The 18,521-nt window shown below is 71.3% G+C and carries 20 protein-coding genes; 5 read left to right on the top strand and 15 right to left on the bottom strand.

Annotated features, from left to right (window positions below; genetic code table 11):
- Positions 1–79: 79 nt before the first annotated feature.
- On the top strand, positions 80–1,009 hold the full coding sequence (locus tag GBA65_RS08930; RefSeq protein WP_166396274.1) for a delta(1)-pyrroline-2-carboxylate reductase family protein: 930 nt from the start codon (positions 80–82) through the stop codon (positions 1,007–1,009).
- Between the two features lie 7 nt (positions 1,010–1,016).
- Here GBA65_RS08930 and GBA65_RS08925 read toward each other — a convergent pair whose 3' ends face one another.
- The gene (locus GBA65_RS08925; RefSeq protein ID WP_166396273.1) at positions 1,017–1,388 is read right to left on the bottom strand and encodes a hypothetical protein; all 372 of its coding nucleotides are present in this window, start codon (positions 1,386–1,388) and stop codon (positions 1,017–1,019) included.
- 162 nt (positions 1,389–1,550) lie between these two features.
- On the opposite strand from GBA65_RS08925, the gene GBA65_RS08920 reads away from it, so the two are divergent.
- Positions 1,551–3,308: a dynamin family protein gene (locus GBA65_RS08920; RefSeq protein ID WP_166396272.1), complete on the top strand. Its 1,758-nt coding sequence runs from the start codon at positions 1,551–1,553 to the stop codon at positions 3,306–3,308.
- Positions 3,309–3,524: 216 nt separating this feature from the next.
- Here GBA65_RS08920 and GBA65_RS08915 read toward each other — a convergent pair whose 3' ends face one another.
- The 3 genes from GBA65_RS08915 to GBA65_RS08905 all read right to left on the bottom strand — a co-directional run bounded on the left by GBA65_RS08915 (position 3,525) and on the right by GBA65_RS08905 (position 5,771).
- On the bottom strand, positions 3,525–3,884 hold the full coding sequence (locus GBA65_RS08915; RefSeq protein ID WP_166396271.1) for a hypothetical protein: 360 nt from the start codon (positions 3,882–3,884) through the stop codon (positions 3,525–3,527).
- Positions 3,885–3,922: 38 nt separating this feature from the next.
- Positions 3,923–4,129 (bottom strand): hypothetical protein, encoded by a 207-nt coding sequence (locus GBA65_RS08910; protein ID WP_166396270.1) that lies wholly within the window; start codon positions 4,127–4,129, stop codon positions 3,923–3,925.
- A 61-nt stretch (positions 4,130–4,190) separates the two neighbouring features.
- A complete protein-coding gene (locus GBA65_RS08905) occupies positions 4,191–5,771 on the bottom strand; it encodes a gamma-glutamyltransferase (protein ID WP_228281946.1) in 1,581 nt (526 codons plus the stop codon).
- Positions 5,772–5,957: 186 nt separating this feature from the next.
- On the opposite strand from GBA65_RS08905, the gene GBA65_RS08900 reads away from it, so the two are divergent.
- The 3 genes from GBA65_RS08900 (at position 5,958) to GBA65_RS08890 (ending at position 7,596) form a co-directional block, all read left to right on the top strand.
- Positions 5,958–6,257, top strand: coding sequence for a hypothetical protein (locus tag GBA65_RS08900; RefSeq protein WP_166396268.1), 300 nt, complete (start codon positions 5,958–5,960; stop codon positions 6,255–6,257).
- A gap of 101 nt (positions 6,258–6,358) precedes the next feature.
- Complete coding sequence (locus tag GBA65_RS08895; RefSeq protein WP_166396267.1) at positions 6,359–7,090, top strand: sulfotransferase family protein; 732 nt, start codon at positions 6,359–6,361, stop codon at positions 7,088–7,090.
- 179 nt (positions 7,091–7,269) lie between these two features.
- Positions 7,270–7,596, top strand: a complete 327-nt coding sequence (locus GBA65_RS08890; protein WP_166396266.1) for a hypothetical protein — start codon at positions 7,270–7,272, stop codon at positions 7,594–7,596.
- A gap of 128 nt (positions 7,597–7,724) precedes the next feature.
- On the opposite strand, the gene GBA65_RS08885 is transcribed toward GBA65_RS08890, so the two are convergent.
- From GBA65_RS08885 to GBA65_RS08840, 11 genes are all read right to left on the bottom strand, one after another.
- Positions 7,725–8,615, bottom strand: a complete 891-nt coding sequence (locus tag GBA65_RS08885) for an alpha/beta fold hydrolase (protein WP_166396265.1) — start codon at positions 8,613–8,615, stop codon at positions 7,725–7,727.
- 57 nt (positions 8,616–8,672) lie between these two features.
- On the bottom strand, positions 8,673–9,299 hold the full coding sequence (locus tag GBA65_RS08880) for an SGNH/GDSL hydrolase family protein (RefSeq protein WP_166396264.1): 627 nt from the start codon (positions 9,297–9,299) through the stop codon (positions 8,673–8,675).
- 85 nt (positions 9,300–9,384) lie between these two features.
- Entirely contained in the window at positions 9,385–9,741 is a 357-nt protein-coding gene (locus tag GBA65_RS08875) for a cupin domain-containing protein (protein ID WP_166396263.1), read from the bottom strand.
- Positions 9,742–9,817: 76 nt separating this feature from the next.
- On the bottom strand, positions 9,818–10,597 hold the full coding sequence (locus GBA65_RS08870) for an HpcH/HpaI aldolase family protein (protein ID WP_166396262.1): 780 nt from the start codon (positions 10,595–10,597) through the stop codon (positions 9,818–9,820).
- Positions 10,598–10,604: 7 nt separating this feature from the next.
- Positions 10,605–11,264, bottom strand: a complete 660-nt coding sequence (locus tag GBA65_RS08865) for a LutC/YkgG family protein (protein ID WP_166396261.1) — start codon at positions 11,262–11,264, stop codon at positions 10,605–10,607.
- 3 nt (positions 11,265–11,267) lie between these two features.
- Positions 11,268–12,737 carry a LutB/LldF family L-lactate oxidation iron-sulfur protein gene (locus GBA65_RS08860; RefSeq protein ID WP_166396260.1) on the bottom strand — a complete coding sequence of 490 codons (1,470 nt, stop codon included), beginning with the start codon at positions 12,735–12,737 and terminating at the stop codon, positions 11,268–11,270.
- Between the two features lie 2 nt (positions 12,738–12,739).
- Positions 12,740–13,480, bottom strand: coding sequence for a (Fe-S)-binding protein (locus GBA65_RS08855; protein WP_228281945.1), 741 nt, complete (start codon positions 13,478–13,480; stop codon positions 12,740–12,742).
- A gap of 220 nt (positions 13,481–13,700) precedes the next feature.
- Positions 13,701–14,483: an SDR family oxidoreductase gene (locus GBA65_RS08850; RefSeq protein WP_166396258.1), complete on the bottom strand. Its 783-nt coding sequence runs from the start codon at positions 14,481–14,483 to the stop codon at positions 13,701–13,703.
- 205 nt (positions 14,484–14,688) lie between these two features.
- Entirely contained in the window at positions 14,689–16,680 is a 1,992-nt protein-coding gene (locus tag GBA65_RS08845) for a thioester reductase domain-containing protein (RefSeq protein ID WP_407691081.1), read from the bottom strand.
- Between the two features lie 169 nt (positions 16,681–16,849).
- Entirely contained in the window at positions 16,850–17,515 is a 666-nt protein-coding gene (locus GBA65_RS24180) for an AMP-binding protein (protein ID WP_228281774.1), read from the bottom strand.
- A gap of 51 nt (positions 17,516–17,566) precedes the next feature.
- Positions 17,567–18,460, bottom strand: a complete 894-nt coding sequence (locus GBA65_RS08840) for a glycine betaine ABC transporter substrate-binding protein (RefSeq protein WP_166396256.1) — start codon at positions 18,458–18,460, stop codon at positions 17,567–17,569.
- Positions 18,461–18,521: the final 61 nt, after the last annotated feature.

The following is an 18,521-nucleotide window of genomic DNA, read 5'->3' as shown; positions in this document are numbered from 1 at the left end:
CAAGCTTCAAGCGAGCCCGCGCGGCCCCGCCCGCGGGCGAGCGCGCGAGTTCGCGGCCCGGGTGTATCCTGCCCGTCGCATGAGGACGTTCGACGCGACCGAGACGCGGGCCCTCCTCCCCTACCCCGCGCTCGCGGAGGCCCTCGGGGAGGTGCTCGGGATGAAGGCCTCCGGCGAGGCGCACGCCCCTCCGAGGCTCCGGCTCCCGCTCGGGGGCGGCGCGACCCTGCTCGTGATGCCCGCGGCCGACGGGGCCCTCGCGGTGACGAAGCTCGTCACCGTACACCCCGGCAACGCCGAGCGGGGGCTGCCCACGATCCGGGGCGAGGTCGTCGCGATGCGCGCGGCGACCGGAGAGCGGCTCGGCGTCCTCGACGGCGCGACCGTGACGGCGCGGCGCACGGCGGCCCTCTCGCTCCTCGCGGCCTCGTCCCTCGCCCCGAGGCCGGACGGCCCGCTCCTGATCCTGGGGGCGGGCACGCAGGGCAGGGCGCACCTCGAGGCGTTCCGGGAGGGGCTCGGCACCGAGAAGGTCTTCGTGGGGTCCCGCGGGGCGGAAGGGGAGCGCGCCCTCGTCGAGCACGCCAGGGGATTGGGTATGGAGGCGCTGGCGGTCGAGGGGGAGCTCGCCGGGGCCGTCGGGGAGGTGACCCTCGTCGTCACCGCGACGACGAGCGAGGTACCCGTGCTGTCCGAAGGGGTGCGGGGCGACGCCTTCGTCGCGGCCGTCGGCTCCTTCCGGCCGCACATGGTCGAGCTTCCGGCCCCGCTCGTCGCGGCGGCGCGCGTCGTCGTGGACGACCTCGAAGGCGCCCGCGAGGAGGCCGGGGACCTGATCTCCGCCGGGGAAGCCGGCGCGTTCGACTGGGGGGACGCCGTCGCCCTGGAGGACGCGCTCCGGGGCCCGGAGAGGTTCGAGGAGAGGGACGGGCCCATCGTCTTCGAGAGCGTCGGACACGCCCTGTGGGACCTCGCCGCCGCCCGCCTCGCCTTCGCCGGGGAGCTTTGAGGGAGGGCTAGATCGTGAGGCGGCGGTCTACCTGGCCGAGCTTGTAGCGCGCGAGCCCGATGTTCGGTCCGATCTTGTTGAAGTTCAGTTGCATGAAGAGCCCTTCGGCGTTGCGCAGGATGCGGAGCAGCACGAAGGAGTTGTCGTAGGTGATCAGGATATCCTCCATGCCGTCGTCGAGCCCGGAGACCTTCATGATGTCGAGGTTCATGCGCACGACGTCCGAGAAACGCGCCGCCGTGTACTCGAGGTCGACGTGGCTCCCCGCGTCGGCGAGCACCATCCCGCTCTCGTAGTCGACGATCGAGGCGCCCACCGCCCCGTGGATGCCCATCAACTCCTGCATCGCCTGGTGCACGTCCAGGTTCGTCTCTATCACAGGGATCTCCTCTCTCTGATCTCTGCTTATCATCGGCACGACCCCGAAACCCTTTAGCCGGGGAGACGGAACAGGGGCCGGAGGACGAACCCCGGCGCCCGCGCGGGGGGCCGACCGGGTACAATCCGCGGTGTCGTTCGATCTCGGAGGCGTGGGGGCGCGGTGCGAATTCTCGACGAGCGTTGGAAGGATCTGGCGGAGCGCGAGCGGGCGCTCCTGGAGGGCGTCGTCGGGTTCCTCGAGGGTTTCGGCGCGCCGCCCGAGGACGTGGGGCTCGTCCGCCAGAAGCTCGACGACATCGGGGAGCTTTTCCTGCTCGTCGTGGTCGGGGAGTTCAACGCGGGCAAGAGCGCGTTCATCAACGCGCTGCTCGGGGCGGAGATCTCCACGGAGGGCGTCACGCCCACGACGGACCGCATCACCGTCTTGCGCTACGCCGAGCGCCCGGAGGACCGCGAGCGCCGGGAGGGGGTCCTGGAGAGGGGCTACCCGAACGACTTCCTGCGCGAGGTCGCCATCGTCGACACGCCGGGGACCAACGCCATCATCCGCCACCACGAGGAGCTCAGCCGGGGCTTCGTCCCCCGGAGCGACCTCGTCCTCTTCGTCACCTCCGCGGACAGGCCCTTCACCGAGTCGGAGCGCGGGTACCTGGAGCTTATCCGCGACTGGGGCAAGAAGATCGTGCTCGTCGTGAACAAGGTGGACCTCCTGCGCGGCGACGAGGCCCGCGAACAGGTCCGATCCTTCGTGGAGGAGGGCGTGCGCTCGATGCTCGGGCTGAAGCCGCCGATCTTCTTCGTCTCCGCCTACCTCGCCCGGAAGGCGAAGGCCTCCGGCCTCGGAGGCCTGGAGGCCGACGCGCTCCTGAGCGCGAGCGGCTTCGGGGAGCTCGAGGGGTACGTGCGGGGGCTCCTCGACGAGGAGGGCCGGGTCCGGCTCAAGCTGGAGAGCCCCCTGGGCGTCGTCGAGGAGCTCGTCCGCCGCTACGGGCTCGCGGTGAACGAGCGCCTCGGCCTCCTGGAGGACGACTTCAGGATGGCGGAGAACGTCGAGTCGCAGCTCGAGGCTTACACCGAGGACATGCGGCGGGACTTCGAGGCGCGCCTCGCGGAGCTGGAGAACATCGTCCTGCGGATGAGCGAGCGCGGCGACGCGTGGCTGGAAGAGAACATAAGGCTCCTCAACATCCGCGAGCTGTTGAGCCGCGACAAGGTGCAGGAACGCTTCAAGGAAGAGGTCGTCGCCGACACCGAGGCGCTCATAGACGAACGGGTCCAGGAGCTTATCGACTGGATGGTCGACCGGAACCTGAAGCAGTGGCGCAGCGTCGTGGAGTACGTGAACCGCAGGCGCCAGGCCCGCTACGACGAGCACATCATCGGCGACGTCGGGGACAACTTCGAGTACAACCGCAACCAGCTTCTCCAGTCCGTCGGCAGGAACGCCCAGGACGTCGTCCGCCGCTACGACCGCGAGCGCGAGTCGGCGGAGCTGGCGCTCTCCATACAGGACGCGGTCACCCGCACGGCCGCCTCGGGGGCGGGCGCTCTGGGCATCGGGGCGCTCGTGGTCACGCTGTTCACGACCCGCTTCCTCGACGTGACCGGGCTTATCGCGGTCGCGATCCTGGGCGGCTACGGCCTCTTCGTGCTGCCGAACAGGCGCCGCAAGGCCCGGGCGGAGTTCGCGCAGGAGACCGAGGCCCTGCGCGAGCGGCTCGTCGAGGTGGTGAGAAGGCAGTTCGAGGCGGAGCTCTCGCGCTCGGTCGAGCGGATGCGCGAGGCCATCGCCCCCTACACGCGCTTCGTCCGCACCGAGCACGCCCGCATGTCCGAGGCCAGGGGCTCGCTCTCCGGCATCACGGACGAGGTCGAGGCGCTGCGCGCGGAGATCGGGGCGCCCGGCGTCCGCTCCTGACATACACGAAAAACAGTATTGCCCCGCGCGCGACGCGCATGTACCATGCTTGTGCCCGGTGGCCCGCAGAGTGTGAAACCTTTGTGGATTCCCCCTCCAAGCCGCCGGGCTTCATCGGTTATAAGCCGCATCACCGGCGCCGCTTTCCATCTCCCGCCGCGTTTACGGGACGCGCCCGCCCTCCAGCCCCGAAGCCGCTACGGCGGGGCGCGGCCTCTAACCCGCGGTAACCACGGAGCCTCCGACCAGCCCGATCGCCGCGGCGAGGAGCGAGACGAGCAGGACGGTGCCCGCGGACACCCCGGGGCGGGGCGCCTCATTGGGGAGGCGCCCCGCCCCTAACTTCCGGGAGACCGCCCAGCCCAAGGTTGAGTCCACGAGCCCCACAATCCCCGCCGCCAGAGTGCCCATCGTAACCCCGGACTGGTCCGCCGCAAGGGCCCCCGTCGTCCCATAGACGAGCAACGATACCACGGTGAGGACGGCGTAGGGGAAGCCCAACCGCCGGGCGGCGAGGGAGCCGAGCGCGTCGAACGCGACCACGAAGAGCGAGGCTCCCGCTACGATCCAGAGCAAAAGATCCCCGATGCTTTCACGCCGCTCGCGTCTCCTTCCTAGTACCCCGCCGCCGAGCCGGCGCCGCGGGGGTCGGCGCCCCCGTTGAAGCGGACCGGGTTGCCCTCCTCGTCGTACTCGATGGTGAGGGCGTGGGCGTTGCCCAGGGCCGCGGTCGCGGGGCGTACGTTGTGGCCGCGCGAGATCAGGTCATCCCGGACGGGCTGGCTTATGCCCTCCTCGACGGCGAGGATGTCCGGGATCACGAAGCTCGTCCTGGGGCGGAGAGGGCGTCCTGCACGTCCATGTCGAACTCGACCATGTTGGTCAGCATCTGGGTCGTGGTCTGGGGATGGTGCGCCCGCCGGGGGTGCCCAGCGCGATGGTGGGCTTCCCGTCGCGCAGCACGATGACGGGGCACAGGGCGTAGAGGCTCTTCCGTCCGGGGTAGACGTCGAAGACGTTCCCGACGGGCTCGAAGCGGCTCCAGGCGGTCGCGTCGTTCAGCCAGAGCCCCGTCCCCTCGGGCATGACCTTGCTCCCGAAGACGTTGCCCAGGGTCTGGGTGGAGCTTACGACGTTCCCCTCCCCGTCGGCGACGACGTAGTGGGTGGTGTAGCCCTGGGAGTTCGCCTGCGCGTTGTTGGCCGGCCCGGTGGGCGTGTAGCCCGTCGGGGAGCAGGAGGCCGCGGAGTCGACGGTGGTGAAGGGCTCGTAGGGGCTCGCGTAGTAGGGGCTCATGTTCGCTGCCTGCTCGGCCCAGTACTCCTCCGAGAGCAGGAGGTCGAACGGCGGGTCGGCGGCGTACTCCCTGGCGACCTGCCCGCCCTGCTTGGAGACCTCCGTGAGGGCGTGGAGGTAGTCGGAGGTGTTGTGATCCTGCGGGGTGAGGTCGAACTCGCTCAACACCCCGAGCCGGAGGAGCATGCCCCAGGAGGTGGAGGGCGGCGAGGCCGTGACCACCTCGTTGCCGCGGTAGCCGATGCTTATGGTGTCGAGCCACTCGGCGCGGTTCTCGCGGGTGTCGTCGAGCGTCAGGAAGCCGCCGCCCTCCTGGACGGTCGCGGCCATCGCCTCGCCCAGAGAGCCGCCGTGCATGGAGTCGGCGCCTTCGCGCTGTATCTGGCGCAGGGACCCTGCGAGGTCGGTCTGGACGAGGGTCTCCCCGGTCTGGAGCGGGACGCCGTCCCTGCCGTAGATCTCGCGGGCGTTCTCGGGGAAGGCCGGGTACTCCGAGCCGATCCAACCGGCCGTCACCCCGTCGATGGCGAAGCCGTTTTCGGCGTACCCTATGGCGGGCTCGAAGAGCCGGCTCCACTCGAGGTCGCCGTACTCCTCGGAGAGCTTCTCCCAGGCGTCCACGTTGGCGGGCGCAGAGACGGCGGGGGCCCCGCAGCGGTTCGCCTCGTAGCCGGGCGTCGGCGGGCGGAAGACCGAGGGGTCGGTCGACGCCGGGAAGCGGCTCCCGGCCTCCAGGTAGCGCGTCTCCCCCTTCTCGGCGTCGTAGACGACGAGGGCGCCGTAGCCTCCGGCCCCGCTCATCATCGGCTCGACGACGTTGAGGGCGGCGGCGACCGCGACGGCGGCGTCGAAGGCGTTGCCGCCGTCGGCGAGGACCTCGAGGCCGGCCTCGGTGGCGAGCGGGTGGGCGGAGCTGACCATGCCCTCGCCGCCGACGGCCGGGGCATCGGGCGTGCTCGAGGTGGCCCGCACCGCCGGCTCCTCCGGCGGCTCGGGCTCCGTCTGCGCGACGGTCGCGGGGGCCGTCGGCTCCGGCGAGGTCTCGCCGGTCGGCTCGCCCGTCGTCGCGGAGGTCGTCTCCTCCTCGCGCGGGGCGGCCTCGGGGGCCGCGGGCCCGGCGCCCCCGCAAGAGCCGAGGAGGCCAAGGACAAGCAGGATGGTGAGCATCTTCCTCAAACCGCAAGCTCCCGAGAATCGTGGTGTTCTGCCTTGCATGACGCCCCCTCCCTCACGGGGCACGGCTAGTTATATCCCACCTTTAACGAAAACCCGGTACCCCGCCGCCGTCGCGGGGCGCGTTGTAGACTTGGGCGCTCGACGGCCGATGCATCACAGACGAGAGGAGCCAGACAGATGGCGGATCGCGGGACAAAAGAGCGCAAGCTGGTGGCCCTGATGGTCAACGACCTCGGGCTCTCGGACCTCCCGGAGCCGGAGGTGAAGAGGATGAACGAGGAGGTGCGCGGGCTCTCGGAGGAGGAGCTCGACCGCACGCTGGCCTCCCGCCTCGAGCTCCCCGACCCCACGGACGAGGAGGCCCTGGACAGGGCGCTCGCCGGCGTCCAGGAGCCCGAGCGGCTCTCGGCCGGCGGCCCCGAGGGCTTCACGGGCGCCCCGGACATGAGCCACGAGGCCCGGCCCGAGGAGCGTTAGCCCCTCCCGCCGCCCTCCCCCGCCGCCCCTCCCGTCGACCGCGCGTTTAGAGGTCGCGACAGAACGGCAAATACTCCTTCGGCGATGGATCTAGGGGGCGTTTGAGCGTAAGGGTCATCGGGGCCGGCTTCGGGAGGACGGGGACGACCTCCCTGGAGGCGGCGCTGGAGGAGCTGGGCTTCGGCCCCTGCTACAGCATGGAAGACTCCGTGCGGAGCCCGGAGCACGTCGAGGCGTGGACCGCGGCGGCCCGGGGCGAGACGGTGGACTGGCGCTCCCTGCTGGAGGGCTACCGCTCGGCCCTGGACTGGCCGGCCGCCTCCTTCTACGAGGAGCTCGCGGAGGCGTACCCGGAGGCGCGCGTGATCCTCACGGTCCGCGACCCCGACCGCTGGTACGAGAGCACCCTGAACACCATCTACGGGGTGCCCAAGACCCCCTACGCCTCCCCCGTCCTCTCCTTCCTGCGCCTCGTCGCGCCCAAGACCCGTCACGCCACCCGGATGACGGAGGGCGTGATCTGGGACGGCGCCTTCTCGGGGCGCTTCGAGGACAGGGAGCACGCGATCGGCGTCTACGAGCGCCACATCGAGGAGGTGAAGGAGCGCGTCCCCGCCGGGAGGCTCCTCGTCTACAGCGTGAAGCAGGGCTGGGGCCCCCTTTGCGAGTTTCTCGGCGTCGAGGAGCCCGCGGGGCGACCCTTCCCCCACCTTAACGACACGAAGTCGTTTCTGGGGAAGGTCCGGCGGCGCTTCGTGCTCCCCGTGGCCGTCCCGGTCGTCGGCCTCGCGCTGGCGAGCCTCGGGCTGCTGGCGCACCGCCTTCTCAGGTAGGGCCGCGGGCCCCGAGCTCGGCCTTCTCCCCCTCGGGCGGTCCTCTTCTCCCGCGATGGGCGAGCGTACACGAACGCGGCGGGAGGGCCGTTCGCCCGCGTTTATGGCCCAACGGCGCAGGGGATAGATATCGGGTCAATCGTAGTTTATGCAAGCACGTGGCGAACAGGAGGAGCATCGTGGCATACAGCGTAATCGTCTGGCTCGTCGATCCCGGCAAGCACCCGCAGCAGGACAGGGAAGAGGAATGGGCCTCCGCCGGCCGCGACGAGGCCCCCGGCGCGCACACGGGCTCCACGGTCGGGTACTCCCTCCCGAGGATGAGGTACGGCGTCTACGAGAACCAGCAGGACGCCGAGAGCGCCCTCGTGGACATCTCCAACTCGCTGCAGAACAACCAGCCCCTGCGCATCACCTCCCAGGCGAGCAGGCAGTGGCTCATCCCCGCCGACAGGGTGCACTACGTGGTCTGCGAAGAGGTCACGCGCCCGAAGGACCAGCAGTAACGTAAGGGCGACGCCCCGGAACGTAAGTCGGGAACCTCCCCCCGCCCGGAGAGGTTCCCGAAGTCTGCATTATACCATGCATTGCAGTCGAGTCATCCCGGGCTGACCAAAAGTCCGCGTGCCCTACCTCATGAGCCCGCCCGGGAGTCCAGAAAGCCCGCGGTCGTGGTGGCGGAAGGCTCGAACATCATCGTGTAGTGCGTCGTGCCGGGCACGACGGTCTCCGAGCGGATATTCAATGCCCCGAGCATGGCGTCCCGGGTCTCGTCGGAGATGAGCGGCGCGGTCCCCGGAAAGAAGCCCTCGGCGGCTCGCACCAGGGAGACCGGATGCGTAATGTTCTTCATCTCTTCGAGCGTCGGAGCCCCGGAGGAGACGGAGTCCGAGTCCTCGCGCGCGGCGTCGATAGAGGCTTTGGGCTGGTAGCCGCCCTCTACCCCTTGCAGGTCGTAGCGGTAGTAGTCGGCCAGGTCCGGCGGGAGGTCGTCGTAGGTGAGGTTCTGGTTCGGGAACCAGAAGTTCAGGTAGTCCTCCGGCGTCTCGAAGACCATGTCCAGGCGCCGGAAGGCTCGTTCGAGGCCCTCCTGTATCGCCGCGGCGTCGGCCTCGTCCGGCTCTTCCTCCGGGCGCGGCCAGCCGCCGTCGAGGAGGGCGAGGGCCGAGACGCGGTCGGGGTGGAGCAGCGCTACCCTGAGGGCCACGAAGGCGCCCATGGAGTGGCCGCAGAGGATGCCGCGCTCCACCCCGAGGTGGTCGAGGGCGCGGACGACGTCCCCCACGTGCGCGTCGAGGCCGTAGTTGCCGGGGGGAGGCTTCTCGGAGTCGCCGCGCCCGCGCAGGTCGAGCGCGACCATGCCGTCGGGGTGCGCGAGGCGGCGCGCGACCGCGTTGTAGGCCCGGTGCTGGGCGGTGATGCCGTGCAGGGCGAGGATGGGGTTCGCCCCCTCCCCCACGCGGCCGTACGCCAGCTCCACCTCCCCCGGTACCCTGCCGCTCTTCCAGAAGCTCCCGTTCGCCATAGGGCAGGCATTATAGGAGAGCGGGACGGGTGCCGCGCGGACGTGGCGGGTGCTCCGCTAGCGGAGCAGGTCCTTCACCCTGGATGCGGCCTCGCGCCCGATCTTCGCGTGCTCGCTCGCCTCGAAGTGGACGCCGTCGAGGGCGCTGGCGGAGACGATGCCGGCGAGGTCGAGGAGGCCGCACCCGTACTTGTCGGCGACTCGCCGGTAGTGAAGGGAGAAGCGTCGAGACTTCTCCAGGGCGCCTTCGAACATCTCGTCGGCCTCGCCGAGGTCGCCGACCGGGGGCGGGGCCACGAGGAGGACCGCGGGCGGGCCCCCGTCCGGGCCGGTGGCGCTCTTCTGGGCGGTCTCGACCAGCGCGCCCGCGCCGTCCGCTATGTCCGAGGCCGAGAGGGCGAGGCGCGCCTTGAGGTCGTTCACGCCGAGCGCGATCGCGACGAGGTCCAGGGGCGCGTGCGACTCCAGGCAGGGGACGAGGTACTCGCGCCCGTTTCTGTGGGGGTCTATGGGGTCGTCCCAGACCGTGGTCCGCCCGTTCAGGCCCTCCTCGATCACCGCGTACCCGTCGCCGAGCTCCCGGGCGAGCACCCCGGGCCAGCGTGCGCCCGGACCGAAGCGCTCCCCCGTCGCGGGGTCGTAGCCCCAGGTGTTCGAGTCGCCGTAGCACAAGATGGTCTTCAAGAAGAGCTCTCCTTTGCATGGACCAGGCCGAACGCGGGCGCAAGCTCCGGCGCTTCCGCGCAGGGCGCCTCCTGCGGCAGAAGGTTCAAGGGTCGCCGTCCGTCCCGGCGACCCTGAGCGGCCCCCGGCGACGATGCACGGTGAGGTAGGCGAAGTCCGCGGACTCGCTTCTCGTCGAGCGGCGGGCCCCTCTGGGGACGAAGACGACGACCCCCGAACGCAGAGGGAAGGCGCGGCCGTCCACCGCGACGCGGCCCACCCCCGCGACGCCGACGACGAGCACGTCCACCTCCTCGTTCACGTGCTCGTCCACGCCCCCTCCCGCCGGGAATCGTACGAGGTTGGCGTTGAGGTCCCTGCTCCCCTCGAGGGTCCAGACCGCGCCGGCGCCGGAGCCCGCCGCGAGGCTCTCGTGGAGGTCGACCGGGTCCGCTTCGCGCATGCGGGGATTCTAGACGGCTACCGGCGCGGCCGTGCGGCGGACGGCCGCGCCCGTCGGGCGTATGGCCGACCCGCCGTCAGCCCTCCGTGGGCGCGCTCTCGCCGCGGACCGCGTCCAGCCGCGCGCGGGCGGCCTCGGCCAGGAGCGTGGAGTCGGTGCCGGCGGTGATCATGTCGAAGCCGGCTCTGGCGTGCCTCCTGGAGACCTCGGCGGAGGCGGTGTGGATGCCGGCGGCGATGCCCCGGTTCTTGCACGCGTCCTTTACCCTCGCGACGGCCTCGGCGTGCGCCGGCTCGACGACGTCGAGGGTCGGGGCGAGGCCGAGCGAGAGGGCGAGGTCCGCGGGGCCGACGTAGATGCCGTCGACGCCGTCCGTGGCGGCGATCTCCTCCACGTTCTCCAGGCCCTCCCGCTTCTCGACCATGACGAGGCACACGACCTCCCGGCTCAGGGCGCGCGGGTCCGTGGTGCCGAGCACGACCGAGGCCCGGGCCGGGCCGTAGGAGCGGTCGCCCTCCGGCGGGTAGCGGCAGGCCCGGGCGGCGCGGGCGGCCTCCGAGGCGTCGTTGACGAGCGGGACGACGATGCCCCGCGCCCCGGCGTCGAGGACCCTGCCGATGTCGGCGGGGTCGTTGCGGGGCACGCGGACGAGCGGGGTGGAGCCCGCGGCCTCCGCCGCCGCGAGCATCGGGACCAGCGCCCCGAGGTCCGCCAGCCCGTGCTGGCAGTCGATGCACACGTAGTCCGGGCGCGCGGCGGAGACGAGCTCGACGCCGAAGGCGGGGCCCGGCATCATGATCCACATCCCGAACGCCGGGCGCCCCTCGGACCATGCTTGTCGTAGGGAGTTCGCCACGGCTCCCCTACCCCACCACGACGACGTGGACGTCCCCGGGCCCGTGCATCCCGGTCACGAGCGACATCTCGATGTCCCCGGAGCGGCTCGGGCCCGTGTGGAAGCAGACGTTCGCGGGGAGCCTCCCCCCGGCGTACTTGCCTACGGCCTCGGCGACCGTGCCCAGGACGCGCTCGGCCCTCAGCACCGCCACGTAGGTCGGCGGCAGGAGGGTCACGCTGCGTCCGCGTCCGGGGCCGCTCTCCAGCACGAGGCTGCCGGTCTCGGCGATCGCCCACGAAGCGGTCGAGAGGCCGACGTCCGCCAACCCCGCAACCGCCCTGAAGTCCTCGAGGTCCCGCCAGATCGCGACCTCCACGCCCGCCCCCGCGAGCGGCGCGTCGAACCCCGCCAGCTCCTCGTCGTCCCAGCGCACCAGGGCCCCCGCCCCGCGCTCGCGGGCGAGCGAGACGACGTGATCCCGGGCCTCGTCCAGGCTCTGGACGCGCGCGCCGTGGCCGCCGACGGCGCCGAGCTCCTCCAGAAAGCGGGCGACGGGGTCCGCTATGGGGTCGGGGACGGGGGCGCCCTTCGGGGTCCACACGGAGTCCGGGGCGCGGGTGGGCTTGTAGCGGCCGGTGCGCGTCCTGTGGCGGACGTTCTCGAGAAACCGGGCGCGGTCTGCCACGGGCTAGATCCCCCCTCTCCAGAGCTCGCGGAAGGGCTTCGGCGCGAGCGGGGGCAGTTCCCGGGAGCCCGTCCAGCCGCGTAAGGGTCCGGGGACGGGCCGGACGGTGCCCTCCCTGACCAGCGGCCTCTGGGCGGCGCGGCCGAGCTTGCCGGAGATGTTGTAGAGGGCGGGGCTCTTCATCGTGTTCTCGAAGACCTTGAAGGCCGCGGTCTGGGTCTTCCCCGCCATGCCCTCCTCGACCTGGCGGTTGCGGAGCTTCAGGAGGAGGTCGTGCAGCGGGATGCCGACGGGGCAGGTCTCGGAGCAGGCGCCGCAGAGGGAGGAGGCGTGGGGCAGGTCCTTCGCCTCCTCGTCGCCCTTGAGGAGCGGGGTGATCACGGCGCCTATGGGGCCGGAGTAGGTCGAGCCGTAGGCGTGGCCGCCGGTCTGGCGGTAGACCGGGCAGACGTTCAGGCAGGAGCCGCAGCGGATGCAGTAGAGGGCCTCCTCGAACGGGGTGCCCAGGAGGTTCGAGCGGCCGTTGTCCAGCAGGACGAGGTGGAACTCCTCAGCCCCGTCGAGCTCGCCGGGCCCGCGCGGCCCCGTGACGAAGTTCGTGTAGACCGTGAGCTTCTGGCCCGTCCCGCTCCGGGCCAGCAGCCGCGTGAACACCGAGAGGTCCTCGAAGCGCGGGATCATCTTCTCTATCCCCATCACCACGACGTGGACGGGCGGGACGCTCGTGACGAGCCGGCCGTTCCCCTCGTTGGTGACGGTGACGACCGTGCCGGACTCCGCGACGCCGAAGTTCGCCCCCGTGATCCCGATGTCCGCCGTGAGGAACTTCTCGCGCAGGCGCCCGCGGGCGAAGCGCGACAGGACCGTCGCGTCCGGCGGCAGCTCTTCTCCGGCGACCTCCGAGAGGATCTCCGCGACCCTTTCGGCGTTCATGTGCAGGATGGGTCCGATGATGTGCGACGGCGTGTCGCCGGCGAGCTGGGCGATCCACTCGCCGAGGTCGGTCTCCACGATCTCGAGCCCGAGGTCGGCGTAGCCCTCCTCGAGGCGGCGGTTGAGCTCTATCTCCTCGGTCGCCATGCTCTTGGACTTGGCGATGACCTTTGCCCCGCGCCGCCGGGCGAGCTCGCCGACGTAGCGGACGACGTCCTCGCCGTCGGAGGCGAAGTGGACGCTCCCTCCCCGGGCCTCGACGGCCTCGGCCATCTCCTCGAGGTAGCGGTCGAGGTTCGCCATCGTCTCCCTTTTGATGCGGTACGCCCGCTCCCGGAGCTCGGGGGCCTCGGGGAGCGCCGCGAGGGTGGCGTTGCGCGCGGGCACCACCTTGGTGGCGAAGAGCCTCAGGGCGCCGCGCAGGGCCTCGTCTCTCGCCGCCCGGCCGCCGCGCTCGTTGAAGCCCTCGACGGGGCTCTCTATCCCCTCGCGGCGGCGGTCCGTCGTATCCCGCTCGCGGGCGGGCTTCCTCGTCTCCATCGCTAAACGACCCTCCCGTGCTCGGGGTCCAGCACCTCGGCGAGGTGCATCACGCGCGTGCCGTGGCCCTTGCGCGCCAGCCGCCCGCCGAGGTGCATCAGGCAGCTCGAATCGCAGGAGACGAGGGTGTCGGCCCCGCTCCCCTCCAGCGCCTTCACCTTCTCGTCGGCCATCGCGGTGGAGACCTGGGGCATCTTCACGGAGAACGTCCCCCCGAATCCGCAGCAGAGCTCCTCGTTCTCCCACTCCAGAAGCTCCAGGCCCTCGACGCCCCCCAGGAGGCGGCGCGGCTCCTCCAGGACCCCGAGCTCGCGGCGCTGGTGGCATCCGGCATGGAAGACGGCCCTCCCCTCGAAGCGAGATCCCAGGTCCGAAGCCTCCGCCCCCGCCACGTTGACCAGAAAGTCCGAGAGCTCCCTCACGCGGCCCGCGAGCGCCTCGGCCCTCTCCCTCTCCCCCCGCCGCTCCTCGAAGAGCACGGGATAGTAGTGGGCGACCATCGCGGAGCAGGAACCGGAGGGGCAGACGACGTAGTCCGAGCGGTCGTTCTCGAAGACGCCCATGAGGTGGCCGGCGACGCTGCGCGCCTCCCGGAAGAAGCCGGAGTTGAAGGCCGGCTGCCCGCAGCAGGTCTGGCCCTCGGGGTAGGAGACCTCGATGCCCAGGGAGCGCAAGACCCGTACCGTGGCGACGGCCACGCCGGGGTAGATCTGATCCACGTAACAAGGAACGAACAGCGCCACCCTCAAGCAGTAGTCCTTCCCCTCGCGTCCCTCGATCCCGTGCCGCAGTATAGCAACGGCCCGGTCCCTCCCGCCGCGCCGGCCGCGAGCCGTGCCGCTTCGAGGGCGGTCGCGAACGCCTGGAACGCGCCCCTGCTCACCACGCCCGTAAACCGAGCTCTACGGGCGTGTTCTCCTCATCTCGGCGGGGGTGGTCGCTAGATGCGGCACTTCCGGGCCGTCAGGCTGGCTCGTCGCGCGGCTGCACGAGGATCTCGTTGACGGCGACGTGATCCGGCTGGGCGAGCGCGTAGAGGACGGAGGCCGCCACGTCTTCGGGGTCGAGGACGCGAGCACCGGTGGGCTCGCCGTAGGATTGGATGGCCTCCTCGTCGTTGCTCAGGGAGGCGAGGCCGGTGTCCACGTTGCCCGGCTGGACCGTCGTCACCCTGACGCCCGTCCCCGCCGTCTCCAGCCTCAAGCCCTGCGAGAGCGCCTCGACAAAGAACTTGCTCGCCGAGTAGACGGCGAGGCCCGGGTAGACCTTGCGCCCGGCGTCCGAGGAGATCGTCACGATGTGCCCGCCCCCGCGGGAGAGCATGCCGGGCAGGACGGCGCCGACGCAGTTCAGCGTCCCCTTGCAGTTGACCTCGACGGTCCCCTCCCACTCCTCCTCGCGGAGGTTCTTCATGAGCGTGTAGTACATGACGCCGGCGCAGTTCACGAGGAAGTCGACCGGCCCGAGCTCCCGCTCCGCGCGCGCGACGAGCGCCCGGACGCCCTCGCGGTCGGTGACGTCCGTCGCCTCGGCGATACTCCCGGCCCCCTCGACGAGCCCCGCCTGTACCTCCCGCAGGGCGTCCGCGCGGCGGGCCGCCAGCGCGACGCCGGCGCCTTCGGCGGCGAGGGCGCCGGCGACCGCGGCCCCGATGCCGCTCGACGCCCCGGTGACGACCGCGACCTTGCCGCCGAGCCTCCCCCGCTTATCGTCTTGCCCCCTGCCGGACGCGTTCGGGGACGGCATCCAGCCGCGTTCGGCGAAAGACCGCGCGTAGGTCTCGAGGAGCTCGGCGTCGATCTTCGGCCGGCGGGGGCCGCCCGCGCCCAGGGCTCGGCGGGTGTTGCGGTCGGCGTAGACGTTGTCGTCCTTAACCTCCGCCGCGTCGTCGGGGCGGCGGTGCGCACGACCTCGCCGGCCTCCGTCTCGGCGGGCGTGGCGCGGATAGCGCTCAGCCAGTCGGGGTAGTCGGGGCGTTGGAGGTCGTAGCCGAGGCCCTCGATCCAGCCGAAGACCCGCTCGGAAGAGGGGGCTCGGGGTTGGCGAGGTGGAAGGTCTTGCCGGGGGCGCCCGGATAGTCGGCGAGGCCGAGGATCGCGCCGGCTACGAAGTCCACCGGGGTCATCTCCATGCGCCAGCCGTCTATCTTCGGGGCGAGGCCCGCGCGGGCGGACTCGGAGATGACGGCGCCCAGAAAGTCCTTCGGGTTGGAGGAGCCGGTCGCGCTGTGCCCCGAGATGTTGCCGGGGCGGTACACGGAGACCGGCAGCCCGCGCCCGGCGGCCTCCATCACGAGCTTCTCGGCCACCCACTTGGACCGGCCGTAGCCGTCGGGCTGGGCTCCGGCGAGGTCGTCGAGGTCCGTGTCCTCCTCGCACAACCCCCGGCCCCGCCCGAAGACGCCGTTCGTGGAGACGTGGTGCAGGGGCTTGGCCCTTCTGCGGCACGCGAGCCGCAGGACCTCGCGGGTGCCGTCGACGTTCGCGGGCTTGAGGGCGGAGTAGGGGTAGATCAGGTTGACCATCGCGCCCGCGTGGATCACGGCGTCGACCTCGTCGGCCTGCTCCTCGAAGGCCTCCTCCGAGAGGCCGAGCAAGGGCTCGGAGAGGTCCCCCGTCACGGGCACGAGGCGCTCCGACATCTCGGCGTTCCACAGCCCGTAGCCCTTGAGGGCGTCGCGCAGGGGGGACATCGGGTCGCCGCTCGGGCGCCGACGGACGAGGCAGTGCACCTTCGCCTCCGTCTTCGAGAGCAGCCCGTCGAGGAGGAAGGCGCCGAGAAAGCCGGTGGCCCCCGTGAGGAAGACGCTCTCGGCCTCGCCCAGGCGCTTCACCCCGTCGGCGGCGCCCTCCGGGGAGATACCCGTCTCCAGCGCGGCCTCCACGAGCAGGTCGTGCCCCTGCGCCTCGCGCCTCGCGCCGCCCCTCCCCAGCGCCTCGATGGCGTCCAGGAGGCCCGCGACGGTGGGGCTCTCGACGATCCCGCTCGTCGGGAGGCGGACCCCGAAGGCGTCCTCGACCCTTCCGGCGAGCTCGGCCGCCGCTAGCGAGTGGCCCCCGGCCTCGAAGAAGTCGTCCTCGGGACGGACGTAGCCCCGCTCGAGCCGGAGGACGCGCTCGAAGATGCGGGCGAGGCGTTCCTCCTTCTCCGGGCGGGACGCGTCCGCGGGGAGGGCGGGCTCCTCCGGGGCGTCGGGCTCCGCCGCGCCGCGAGCGGGGGGCGGCGGGAGGTTCTCGCGGTCCACCTTGCCGGTGGCGTCCTGGAGCGGAAGCGCCTCGGCCTCGACGTAGACCGCCGGGATCATGTAGTGCGGCAGCGCGTCCTGGAGGGCGCGCCGGGCGCCCGCGCTGTGGCCGGTCGCGGGGTCGATGCCCCACCCCGCGAGCCGGCCGTCCCTCGCGCCGCCCGCGGGGTCGGGGACGAGGTACGCGACGAGTCGCTTGTCCGTGCCCTCCTCGCCGTCGGCGACCACGACGCAGTTCGTCACCGCGAGGCGCTCCTCGATGGCGGCCTCGACCGCCCCGAGCTCGATGCTGTAGCCGCGCACCTTCACCATGAAGTCGATGCGGCCCATGATCTCCAGGTTCCCGTCGGGCAGCATCCGGGCCCGATCCCCCGAGCGGTACATCCGGGCGTCGGCGCCCGCGAAGGGGTCCGGGATGAAGCGCTCGGCGGTCTTCTCGGGCAGGTTGACGTAGCCGCGGGCCAGCCCCTCGCCGCCGACGTAGAGCTCCCCCGGTATCCCTTCCCCGACCGGGCGCGCGTCCTCGTCGAGGACGTAGAGGTGGTCCGGGTCCGCGGGTCTTCCCACGGGGCAGTAGGTCGAGTCGGCGCTCTCGACGAGCTCCCGCAGCTCGCCCGCGGAGATCTCGTGCGTCTCGCTGATGCTGTACAGGTTGAAGATTTTCTTGCCCGCCAGGGTACGCAGCGCCCGGCGCGCCAGCGTCTTGGTGACGACCTCGCCGTTGAGCCACAGGGTCCGCAGGGCCGAGAGCCCCTCCGCGAGGTCCTCCCGCCGCCGTCGAGGACGGCTTCGAGGAGCGACGGGGTGAAGAGCACCTCCGTCACCCCGTGCTCCCGAAGGTAGCCCACGAGGGCCGTGGGGTCGTAGATCACGTCGTCCGGGATGGGGCAGACTGCCCGCCCCTGAGGAGCGGCCGGAGCATCTCCCAGATGAAGAAGACGTTGCACCCCACGACGTCCCCGGGGCCGTAATCCACGAGGCCGAAGCGCCACGCGTAGGAGCGCACCGCGGCCCGGTGCGGGTTGGCGATGCCCTTGGGCTTCCCGGTGGTGCCGGAGGAGTAGGAGACGAAGGCGAGGCTGTCGAGGGTGGGACGGGTCCCCTCCCCGGGTCCACCCTCGGAGAGCCCGGCCTCCCAGTCGTCGCTCAGGAGGACCTTCTCCGCGCCTTCGGGGAGGTTCTCCCCCAGCTCCGCCGTCGTTACGACGACGCGGGGCCCCGCGTCGGCCAGGACCTCCTCGATCATGGACTCCGGATAAGCGAGCTCCAGCGGTAGAAAAGCCCCTCCCGCCCTCAGGGCCGCCAGGCACGCCACCACGAACTCCGGGCTCCGCTCCATGTACACGCCCACCGTGACGTCCGGGCCGACCCCCAGTCTCCGGAGATGGGCCGCGAGGCGGCCCGTCCGACGGTCCAGCTCGCCGTAGGTCGTCGTGCCCCAGGGGCCCACGACCGCGGGCGCCTGCGGTGTTCGGCGCGCCTGCTCCTCGAAGAGCTCGTGCAGCAGGGCGTTCTCCTGCGTCTCGCCGTTCATCGTCTCCTCACTACCCAGGGTGGTACGCTTCGGCCCTCTAATCGTCTGCCGCTAGCCCTGGGGCAGCCAGGCCTCGACCACGTCGCGGTTCTCCTCCAGCCAGGCGCGCGTCCCCTCCTCGGGGTTCTCAGCCTCCTGTATCGCCAGCTCCAGCTCGCCGAGCTGCTCCTCGTTGAGGGTGAGCTTGTCCAGGAAGTCGAAGGCCTCGGGGGCGTCCTCCTCCAGCCCCTCGCGGGCTATCGCCGAGAGCTGCTCCGCCTCGCCCATCGCGCCCTCGGGGTCCTCCAGGTAGCGGATGTCGTAGGCCGTGAACATCCAGTGCGGCTTCCAGGCGGTGAAGGCTATGGGCTCCTGGTTCTCCAGCGAGCTCTCCACCTGCCCGAGCATCGCCGGGGTGCTCGAATCGACCACCTCGTAGTCGTCCAGGCCGTAGGCCGGGACGGCCTCGTCCTTGGTGACCCCCATGATCCCGGACCCGGGCTCGATGCCCACGATCCTGCCGCCGAACTCGTCGCGGTACTGCGCGAGGTCGCCTATGGTCCGCGCCTCGGCGTACTCCGGGACGGCGATGCCCAGGCTGGCCTCGCCCTCGTACCACTGCCCGAGGTCGACGACCTGGTCCTGGAACTCGTTCCAGTACGTCTCGTGCGTGGTGGGCAGCCACACGTCCTGGAAGGCGTCGAGGTCGCCGCTCGCCACCCCCTCGAAGAGCGGCCCGACGTCCAGAAGCTGCAGCTCGACCTCGTAGTCGAGCTCTTCTTCGAGCAGGATCTGAGAGAGGTTGGCGACGGCCACGTCCTCGTCCCAGTTTATGTAGCCGATCGTGAGGGACCTGTCGTCGCCGGACCCGGAACCACCGCCCTGACCCCCGCCGCAGCCCGCGGCCAACAGCCCCGCGAACAGCCCCAGCACGACCGCCAGCATAACCTTGCGACGAAGAAACATTCACCCTTCCCTTCTACGCTTACACGACGCCTTCGACCCACGGCTCTGCGGGTGAAGGCGC

Source organism: Rubrobacter marinus (assembly GCF_011492965.1).
GTDB lineage: Bacteria > Actinomycetota > Rubrobacteria > Rubrobacterales > Rubrobacteraceae > Rubrobacter_F > Rubrobacter_F marinus.
Note: the sequence above shows the minus strand (reverse complement) of the source record. Positions and strands in the feature narration are given on the sequence as shown.

Bases quoted from the DNA above. Each gene is read 5' to 3' on its own strand.
- GBA65_RS08930 (WP_166396274.1), top strand. From the start codon at position 80: ATGAGGACGTTCGACGCGACCGAGACGCGGGCCCTCCTCCCCTACCCC.
- GBA65_RS08875 (WP_166396263.1), bottom strand. From the start codon at position 9,741: ATGCGCGAAGCGGACCCGGTCGACCTCCACGAGAGCCTCGCGGCGGGC.
- GBA65_RS08860 (WP_166396260.1), bottom strand. From the start codon at position 12,737: ATGGAGACGAGGAAGCCCGCCCGCGAGCGGGATACGACGGACCGCCGC.
- GBA65_RS08850 (WP_166396258.1), bottom strand. From the start codon at position 14,483: ATGCCGTCCCCGAACGCGTCCGGCAGGGGGCAAGACGATAAGCGGGGG.
- GBA65_RS08885 (WP_166396265.1), bottom strand. From the start codon at position 8,615: ATGGCGAACGGGAGCTTCTGGAAGAGCGGCAGGGTACCGGGGGAGGTG.
- GBA65_RS08905 (WP_228281946.1), bottom strand. From the start codon at position 5,771: ATGCTCACCATCCTGCTTGTCCTTGGCCTCCTCGGCTCTTGCGGGGGC.
- GBA65_RS08840 (WP_166396256.1), bottom strand. From the start codon at position 18,460: ATGTTTCTTCGTCGCAAGGTTATGCTGGCGGTCGTGCTGGGGCTGTTC.
- GBA65_RS24180 (WP_228281774.1), bottom strand. From the start codon at position 17,515: ATGAACGGCGAGACGCAGGAGAACGCCCTGCTGCACGAGCTCTTCGAG.
- GBA65_RS08900 (WP_166396268.1), top strand. From the start codon at position 5,958: ATGGCGGATCGCGGGACAAAAGAGCGCAAGCTGGTGGCCCTGATGGTC.